The 9,070-nt window shown below is 44.0% G+C and carries 7 protein-coding genes and 4 pseudogenes; 3 read left to right on the plus strand and 8 right to left on the minus strand.

Annotation, left to right across the window (positions count from 1 at the left end; genetic code table 11):
* Nucleotides 1-14: 14 nt before the first annotated feature.
* From RMZ43_RS35775 to RMZ43_RS35785, 3 genes and pseudogenes are all read right to left on the minus strand, one after another.
* A pseudogene (locus RMZ43_RS35775) lies at nt 15-1,009 on the minus strand (GAF domain-containing protein); the annotation flags it as partial.
* A gap of 108 nt (nt 1,010-1,117) precedes the next feature.
* Nucleotides 1,118-1,573, minus strand: a pseudogene (locus tag RMZ43_RS35780) (serine/threonine protein kinase); the annotation flags it as partial.
* Entirely contained in the window at nt 1,563-1,958 is a 396-nt protein-coding gene (locus RMZ43_RS35785; protein WP_322652080.1) for a hypothetical protein, read from the minus strand. The pseudogene RMZ43_RS35780 and the gene RMZ43_RS35785, both read right to left, overlap by 11 nt.
* 244 nt (nt 1,959-2,202) lie before the next feature.
* On the opposite strand from RMZ43_RS35785, the gene RMZ43_RS35790 reads away from it, so the two are divergent.
* The gene (locus tag RMZ43_RS35790) at nt 2,203-2,475 is read left to right on the plus strand and encodes a sensor histidine kinase (RefSeq protein WP_428851007.1); all 273 of its coding nucleotides are present in this window, start codon (nt 2,203-2,205) and stop codon (nt 2,473-2,475) included.
* Here RMZ43_RS35790 and RMZ43_RS35795 read toward each other — a convergent pair.
* A complete protein-coding gene (locus RMZ43_RS35795) occupies nt 2,370-3,824 on the minus strand; it encodes an ATP-binding response regulator (protein ID WP_322652819.1) in 1,455 nt (484 codons plus the stop codon). The two genes, RMZ43_RS35790 and RMZ43_RS35795, sit on opposite strands and share 106 nt — an antisense overlap.
* 13 nt (nt 3,825-3,837) lie before the next feature.
* Entirely contained in the window at nt 3,838-5,751 is a 1,914-nt protein-coding gene (locus RMZ43_RS35800; protein ID WP_322652818.1) for a sensor histidine kinase, read from the minus strand.
* A gap of 334 nt (nt 5,752-6,085) precedes the next feature.
* Between RMZ43_RS35800 and RMZ43_RS35805 the strand changes: the two are divergent.
* Nucleotides 6,086-6,178: pseudogene (locus RMZ43_RS35805) on the plus strand (transposase); the annotation flags it as partial.
* Nucleotides 6,179-6,193: 15 nt separating this feature from the next.
* Here RMZ43_RS35805 and RMZ43_RS35810 read toward each other — a convergent pair.
* Both RMZ43_RS35810 and RMZ43_RS35815 read right to left on the minus strand, forming a co-directional pair.
* On the minus strand, nt 6,194-6,880 hold the full coding sequence (locus tag RMZ43_RS35810; RefSeq protein ID WP_322652075.1) for an HAD family hydrolase: 687 nt from the start codon (nt 6,878-6,880) through the stop codon (nt 6,194-6,196).
* 162 nt (nt 6,881-7,042) lie between these two features.
* Nucleotides 7,043-7,872, minus strand: a pseudogene (locus RMZ43_RS35815) (SDR family NAD(P)-dependent oxidoreductase).
* A 400-nt stretch (nt 7,873-8,272) separates the two neighbouring features.
* Here RMZ43_RS35815 and RMZ43_RS35820 point away from each other — a divergent pair.
* Nucleotides 8,273-8,656 carry a nuclear transport factor 2 family protein gene (locus RMZ43_RS35820; RefSeq protein ID WP_322652074.1) on the plus strand — a complete coding sequence of 128 codons (384 nt, stop codon included), beginning with the start codon at nt 8,273-8,275 and terminating at the stop codon, nt 8,654-8,656.
* 50 nt (nt 8,657-8,706) lie between these two features.
* Here RMZ43_RS35820 and RMZ43_RS35825 read toward each other — a convergent pair whose 3' ends face one another.
* Nucleotides 8,707-8,946, minus strand: a complete 240-nt coding sequence (locus tag RMZ43_RS35825; RefSeq protein WP_322652073.1) for a hypothetical protein — start codon at nt 8,944-8,946, stop codon at nt 8,707-8,709.
* Between the last annotated feature and the right edge of the window lie 124 nt (nt 8,947-9,070).

Genomic DNA, 9,070 nt, shown 5'->3' on the forward strand with positions numbered 1-9,070 from the left:
GGCTGGTCCTAGCCTTTACCCATAAGCTCAATTCCTCGTTGATTGACATAGTAAGGGCGACCCGTTGCGTCAATAATGCCAATTCCCACTGGAATCGCTTCTAGAAATTGAGTCATCTGACTTTCACTCGCGCGGAGCTTTGCATAGAGTTTGGCATTTTCGATCGCAATGGCTGCCTGGGTGGATAGCAGATTTAAGACTTGCGATCGCGTAGCGTCTCCTAATACCTCCGGCACGCTTGCGCGAACGGAGAATCGCTCTGGTGTAAATGCCCCAGACGCTAGTTTATTTTCTAGATACAACACGCCCACGAGCTTACCTTGATGGAGCATAGGTAAACATAAGATTGATTGAGTTTGATTGTGTTGAATATATTGATCGTTAATAAAATTACCTTCACGAGTAGCATCATTTAAAATGACACATTCATGAGTACGAATTACATAATTAATAATTGATTCAGGTAAATGATTTGCAGTTGGGATAGATTGTAGCACTTGTGTAGCATAGACATTTCACCTTCATTGAATTCACTAGACGCTTCAATCACCCATTTTCCTGAGTTTTCCAAAATCAAAAATCCTGTTTGTGCGCCAGCATTTTCGATTAATATCTTCATCAAGGAACTGAGTAGCTTATCCAGTTCAATTTCACTAGAAATCGTAAGGGAAGCTTTCATCACCGCCGCTAAATCGAAAGCGATGGGTGAGTGATTAAAGGTAATGACAGAAGTTTTGTGGATTGGCACGGAAGCCATGCCTGAAGATTGAGAAAATAGCTGGGGATAGCGAGTTTCTAAATCTTTGACTTTCGCAGTTGCTCCCCATCGTTCATAGCAGCAATGTGCTTCCTTCATGTAAGTTTGGGCGATTTTTTCTCTACCTCTTGCCAGATAATGTTTAGCAGCTAATTCATAAGCTAATACTTCTTCTTGCAAATACTCATTGTCTCTAGCTCCTTGAATTGCTTGTTCGTAGAACTCTTCTGCCTCAAGTAACTGACCCGAAACGTCTTGAAGCGCCAGTTGAATGCTAGAGATTTGACCGATTTCTTCTAATTGTTCAGCACAGATTTCTAAATCCGCTTTGATGCCCCAGGCACTTCGATAGCGATTTTCAGCATTTTTCGCCATCAGTTTGAGAATGATATCTGAAACTGGCTTGGGAATCTTTGTATTTATTTCATTAGACGCAATTGGATGTTTGGCAATATGACAATGGACTAGCTCCAGCACGTCTGTGGTGGGAAATGGTAGTTGTCCGGTGAGCAGTTCGTAAAATGTCACACCAAGGGAGTAAAAATCAGTGCGATAGTCGAGCATTCGGTTCATCCGCCCGGTTTGCTCTGGCGACAGATAGGCAAGCGTGCCTTCTAACACATGGGGACTTTTGAACGTCGGATTGGTGCGGTTAAATTGGGTCGCAATCCCAAAATCAATAATTTTGACAACGCCAGTATCCAGATTAAAGACTATGTTTCCAGGGTTAATATCTTTATGAATTATATTGGCTGCATGGATTCTGCCTAGAATCTCGCAAACAGCGATCGCATCTGAAAGTCCCTTAATTTTCAATGCGATAACGTATTAACTGCTTAATTGCTGTTATAGATAATCCTAAAGCTTGAGCGCTTGCGGCATCAATTTGAGCAAATTCAGTCACGGTAAACTCAAATTCCATCTGCTTTAACACTGAATCAGCAGTGTAAACTTTGACTTCAGTCAACTTTTCTTGACGTTGAATTATCGCTTCAATAGACATAACAGGGAGTGAAACAGAAAACTGAATGTGATGTTTTGAGTCGGCGTGGATTTGGGCGATTGTGTCATAGGTGTAGCTTAAGACTTGATGTGTCAGCAAACCCGTACTTACCCAAAAAAACATTCCGATCAAGGGTATTGACAGCCAAAACTCTAGCCCTAAGTTAATTAGAAATTGTAGCCAACGAGGTCGAGCCATAACCCTGTTTTGTCACTTTTGGTAAACAATAATTGAAGCAAAATTCTCAACCTTTGATTAAATAAAGCTTTGAGCCATTATTTAATCACAGACATTAAATTTTCTAGCCAAAACTCAGAAAATAAAGGTTAACTGGCTCGAAATATTAGTAGAGGAATACACCCACTCAGCAAAGGCAAAAAACTTAGAATTAACCAGCGAATTTCCTGAACAATTAGTAATGTTGAGAATCAATCCAGATTTAATGCGGCAAGCAGTAAAAAATCTTCTCAGTAATGCCTGCCGCTACACGCCGTCTGGAGGTAGAGTTAGCTTACGAGTTTTCTTTGGGTCTGGTTGGGTGGTAATTGAAGTCCAGGATAGCGGTATTGGGATTCCAGAGGCAGATTTACCCTATATCTTTGAGCGGTTTTATCGAGTATATAGTGTACGCTCGCGCCATACAGGAGGTTTCGGGTTAGGATTAGCGATTGCTGGAATTTTACCCCCTTTTTCTACTGGTAAAGCCCTGATTTGACGAATGAAGCTGTAGCCATCCGACTCTGGCATACCAAGATCCGAAATCAGTATGTGTGGTATTCCCAACTCTAACGCTGACAATGCTTGGGCTACTGATGCTGCTTCACTCACCAAAGCACCATGTTGCTTCAAGATAAAAGCAACAAGCTCACGTCCATCAGCTTCATCATCAACAACTAATACTTGTAAACCGTTGAGTGAAATTTGACTATCATCGTTTCCAGAGATTGATTCTGCACCCTCAGAAATATAAGAGATGCTCATCAGAGGTAAGCGCACATCAAAGGTTGCTCCTAGCCCAAGCCCTGGACTATTGGCCTCTACTGTTCCCCCATGCATTTCCACTAAATGCCAGACGATTGCTAGCCCTAAGCCTAGTCCCCCATAGCTTCGGGTTGTACTTGCATCTGCTTGACGGAAACGCTCAAAAATGTAGGGCAAGAAGTCAGCTTTTATACCATTTCCCGTATCTTTGACCTGGAGGAGCGCCTCTGTACCCAAAGCTTGCAGGCAAATCTCTACCTGTCCCCCAGAAGGCGTAAATTTAATTGCATTACTCAGTAAATTCCACACTACTTGTTGTAAACGACTAGCATCTCCACAAACAGAACTAGCACACGGATCAAGCATACAGTTAATCGTAATATCTTTAGCTGAAGCTTCTGGTTTTACAGTTTCGATAGCTTCAGTAATCACTGAGATTAAAGAAACTGAAAGCTTTTCTAGGCGCAGTTGCCCTCGGATAATACATGATACATCCAGTAAATCGTCTACTAGTTTCGCTTGAGCATTGGCACTGCGCTCAATAGTTTCTAGCGCCCGAATAGTTTCAGATGAATTTAATTTACCTTGGCGAAGCATTTTAACCCAGCCAAGCATTCCATTGAGTGGTGTACGAATCTCATGGGAAAGTACTTGCAAAAATTCATCTTTCATGCGACTGGCGGTCTCCGCCTCAACTCGCGCTGCCTGCTCCCGAATTCGTTCGGCTTGTTGAGCTAAAGCATCTTTACGCAGTCGGGACAACTCTAAGTTTGTTCGTACCCGTGCCAGCAGTTCTCGCGCCGAGAAAGGTTTGATCAGGTAATCATCCGCACCCATCTCTAAGCCTTCAACGCGAGATTCTTCACCAGCGCGGGCAGATAGCAGGATAATAGGTACTTCCCGAGCGGATGATTCAGAGCGCAATTCGCGCAACAATTGCAACCCGTCCATTCCCGGCATCATAATATCGCTCAGTACTAAATCCGGTATCTGCCTGCGGGCTGCTGCTAAGGCAGCTACTCCATCTGTAACTGCCTCTATTTCGTAATCTCCTTGGAGTAAGTGCTTTAAATAATCGCGCATATCTGCGTTGTCATCAGCCAGTAAAATACGGGCAGAGGAGCAAAGGGGCAGAGGGGCAGAGGAGAAGAAAGTGTTTTGCTCCCCTGCTCCCCTGCTCCCCTGCTTCTTCAGGTAGCCAACGCCGTGCTTCCTCAACAAAAGCAGCCGTTACTGAAGCAGTGTTCGGCAAATCATGCTCAGATACAATGCGTTCAGTGGGCAGATGAGCAGTACCAGTAGGAAGTGAAACAATGAAAGAACTTCCCTGATTTAATTTGCTGATCACACGAACCGAGCCACCATGAAGTCGAATCAGATCCTGCACTAGCGATAATCCAATCCCAGAGCCTTCATAAGTGCGACCCCGTGACCCTTGTACACGGTAAAAACGCTCAAACAAATAGGGCAATTCTGCTGCTGGAATTCCTGTACCTGTATCCTGGACTTCCAGTTCCACATATTCCGTGTACCAACGTAAGGTTACACTGATTTGTCCAATAAACGTGAATTTGAAAGCATTACTGAGCAAATTCAAAACAATCTTTTCCCACATTTCGCGGTCTACATACACCGCTTCTGGTAAAGGTGGGCAATCTACTATTAGACGTAAACCGGCGCGTTCGATAGTTGAGCGGAAGACACTGGCCAGTTCAGTTGTAAATACAGCAAGGTCAACAGGTTCATAAACTGCTTCAATCCGATTTGCTTCGATGCGCGAAAAGTCCAATAGTGTGTTGACTAACTTGAGCAAACGCAGACTGTTTCGGTGAACTAATTGCAATTGCTCACGTTCCTCAGTTGTCACCTTTGACCCATTTTTGCTACTTAGGACATCCTCTAACGGACCCAGTATTAACGTCAAAGGTGTGCGGAACTCATGGGAGACATTATTAAAAAACACTGTTTTCGCCCGATCTAGTTCTGCCAATGCTTCAGCGCGTCGGCGTTCTTCTTCGTATGCCTGAGCATTGCGGACTAAAACCGATATCTGACCTGCGAATAATTCGTAGAATGAGCGATATCCCTCATCTAGCTCACGGCTAGGGCTAATTCCGGCTACCAGTACACCCAATGTCGCTGTCTGCCCAAATGAGGCGATCGGCAGTGCGATCGCAGATTTTACTGGTTCACTAAATGCACCGCCTAAAATTGTGATATGTTCATCGATGCCTTCAATTAGAATCGTTTCTCCATTTGCCGCCTTCGCCAATGACCAAACATCTGTGCCATTGGTTTCTAGCTCAATTCTTCTCGGACTGACGACTTCCCCTGCTTGAATCCCCACAGATCCTTGTAAGATCAACCTTTTAGTATCGGAGTCACGTAGATATAGCAGTGCAAACGGTACATCCATTGGAGAGGATGCGATAACACAAAGCGCATCATGGCAGGTTGCTTCAACGCTTTGGGTTGCGCCTGCTTTAGACGATAAATCGCGTAGCAGCCGCAATCGCCGATCCCCCAATACTTGCTGTGTTACTTCACTACACACCGCAAGCATCCCAACAATCTGCCCAGAATCGTCTTCTGCCGGAGCATGGGAAACACTAAAGTAGGATTCTTCCCGATAGCCGGAGCGTTCCAACAACAGGAGCAGTGCTGGTGTCAGATTTGCCACTCCCGTTGACATCACCGTTTCGATCATTGGCCCTAGCGTGTCCCATGCCTCGGCGAGTGTAATCCGAATATCACTCCCAAGCGCTGCGGGATGTTTCTCGCCAATCAATTGCGAATAGGCATCGTTGTAAATTTGGATGAAATCTGTGCCCCAAGTTAGAATCATCGGATAGCTCGAAGCAAGCAGCGTCTTGACCACTGACTTGAGACTTTGTGACCATGCATCGAGCTTGCCTAATGACGTTTGCGACCAGTCCAAGCGATTGATCCGGGTTGCCATTTCCCCACCTCGAAAATGGTCAGCAATGGAGTCAGAAATTCTTGCTTTCATCTACTTGTTTAAATGTTTTTCTCCTCGACTAGGGACAGCCGCCTATGTTCTCCCCTACTCAAAACTTTCAAAATTAGAACAAGTCTATTCTTATCGGAATATTACTTAATATTAGCGCGATGTTCTATATTCTTCCGGTAGACATCGGGTTAAAATTCTCCGTAATCGTGAGATACGCCTATCTACCACACGACTATCTGTATGAACCTCTGGTACAAAACGCCACAATTGCTGTAACACCATCAGTCAGCTATGTATGGATTTGCATAACTCGGCATTACAAAGGCGAGCGCTAAGATTGATTGAGAATGACTAAAAAAGGCACAAAAAAACTATGACTCGTGACTTAATCGGTAAATTTTTTGGAGATAGAAGATATATCTCGCAAAAATTATTTGAAGAGTTATACAAACGAGGTTTAGAACTGAACCTCCCGCCTTCTTCAATTGCTAGTCATTGCTTTGGTTGCTAGAGGTGAGGTGTCATAATGTGCTAACAAGTCAGCAGGATCATTGTAAATTGCGATCGCATCTTTTAATTGACTATCATCAAAACCACCGCAACGAAACGCAATCACGCCAACACCAGCTTTATTTGCAGACTCAATATCGTAGGGAGTATCGCCCAGCATTACTACCTCAGATGCCTGCATCTTCAACTGACTCAAAGCCGCTTCCACAATATCTGGAGCAGGTTTTGAAGCTTCGGCATCGCTAGATGTTGCCGCCTCATCCTGACTGAGTAAATCATCAACTTGTGCAGCTTTGAGCAACACTGACAGTTCTTGGCTCGTTGCTGAACTAGCAATGATTAGACGTAACTCTTCATCCTGCATCTTCAATATTAGTTGCCGCGCCCCACTGGCAGGAGTCAGATTTGCTCCAAACTTGTTGATGACCAGTTCTTTACGTTTGTTGGCAATTTCCTTACCTTTTCCTTCTTGATCAGAAAGTCCTGGCGCAAACTTAGGAATAATCTGGTCGCCTCCCATGCCAATCAGTGGTCGAACTTGCTTGAACTCTACCTCATAGCCAAATGCTGCAAATGCCTCTACCCAGGCTTGAGCATGAGCATCATTACTGATAACAAGTGTTCCATCTATATCCAAAATTACGCCCTGATATGCCATTAAGAAATTTCTAGCTTACTTTAAGCCTCTACACTACTGGAAAGTTGTTGCCATAACCTCTACCTCTGTTATTACTTCCAATGGCAGAGTCAGCCCCTTTGGGTAAGTCAAAAATCAAAAGTCAAAAGTCAAAAATTTTATTTCTGGTAACTCAAAATGTGACTAACTTCGTTCTTCCATGCCGAAGAGACGCCGAAAAGCTGACTGCATCAAATTAGGAGACAAGTGATAAATTGCTTTCCAAAGGTTTGTTGTGCCTACCATGACATCAGAACGCTGATGCTTTACTGCTTCCCAAATTGATTTTGCTACATCTTCAGGCTTTTCTAGTACAGGAATTTGAATTGCTTTATCTACCAACTCAGAACGCGCTTCGGCAGTTTCCTCGTCTTTACCGCGAAAGATTGCCCGTTCCATCACTTGAGTACTAATAAAACTGGGATAAATTCCGCTAACGTGAATCCCTTTTGGTGATAACTCTGCGTGTAGCGATTTTGTCAATCCAGTTACGGCGTATTTAGTGGTTGTGTAAGGAACTTGGTAAGGAATCGGTTCTATACCACCAATAGAACTAACATTAACAATGGTTCCTTTGCGACGTTCTAAGAAATGGGGCAGGATGGCATTAATAGTATGGATGTAGCCCCACAAATTGGTATCAATTATCTGATGCCAATCATCTAAGCTAAAATCCTCGACGGGCCCTAAGCAAAAGATACCTGCATTATTAATTAATACATCTATGTTACCAAAATGATTTATTCCCTTCTCGATCAGGTCGTTTACTTGTAAAGGATCTTTGACATCGCAAGAAATAGCGATCGCATCTCGTCCCAGTTCCCGTATCTGTGCAGCAGTAGCTTCTAAACGGTCAAGTTGACGAGCTGCCAACACAACATTATAGTTGTGACATAGTTGTGACGGGCAAACAATAATGCTGTAGCTTTGCCAATTCCTTGAGATGCGCCTGTAATAATTACTGTATTTGTCATAATGTCAGTTGCTTTTTCTTGTGCGTCTTAGAGGTTGTTTTAAAAATGGTACATAAGGTATCCAAAACTTTAAATCCTCCTTTTTAAGGAGGATTTTGAGAAGCTTATATTGGTATTGAGCCGAGTACGAATAAAATTTATATCTGGCGGACACTACTAACTCGCCACAGTGATCGCAATTAGCGCGTAGTTGTGTCCCGCAAAGATAATAATAAGCTTTTGTGCTTACAAGTTGCACAACTAAAAATTTAGGTAAAAACTTCAAGTCCTCTCCCTTGCTCCTCTGCACCCCTGCCCCCTTGCGGTCTCAACATGCAGATTAAATGATTATTAGCTTACTTAGCTTTAACAGTAAAATAAATTGTTAAGGCCCTGCTGCATCTCCTTCACCATAGCTCTTATGTCAGATCAACCTGCACCAGAAATCGAACTGCTTCGTGCGGCTTACGCGGCCTTCAACGCACGAGACATTGACGCTGCCCTTGCCCTCATGACTCCAGACGTGCTTTGGCCGAGAGCGTTCAAAGGCGGTTTTGTCCGTGGGCCTGAAGAAGTTCGCGCTTACTGGACGGAGCAATGGAGCGAGATCAATCCGCACGTCGAGCCGATTTCCTTTTACTCGGAAGAGGCCGGACGCATTTTGGTCGATGTGCATCAGGTCGTGCGTGACTTGGTTGGGGCAGTTCTTGTCGATGAGCATGTGGGTCATCGATTCACCCTTGAACACGGCTTGATTCAAGTCATGGAAGTCTGTCCACTTCCATCGTCCACCCCAAAAGCCTAACCACGCGCTCCAGCGAACAGGGCATTGAGCCGATTAATCACCAACGCCAATTATTGCTGCGCTCTAATTTCCTTGAGTAACGCCTCATCAGAGTATTCTTCTTCCCATTTACCCTGTAGCTTTAGCCGTACAGACTGTGCGCCGCCACTAGGAGTACAGACAACCCAGTAGGTATCTGGTTCTCCTTCGACTTCAGCTGCATCTTCAGCTTTTGAGATATCTGAAAGACCTGAAAATGCTTGAATACAAATCCATGTAATTCCATCTGAATCTTTAATCTCTCTTTCCATGTCTATCCTTAGTACAGCATTTAATTAATTCGTAGCGAATTCAATTTGGCAATACCCTGCATTGTGAATGCGTCGGCTTGCATTGCGAATGCGTTGGCTTGCATTAACAATGCTAGGACCAGCT

It is taken from the genome of Nostoc sp. CmiVER01, from assembly GCF_034531135.2.
GTDB lineage: Bacteria > Cyanobacteriota > Cyanobacteriia > Cyanobacteriales > Nostocaceae > Nostoc.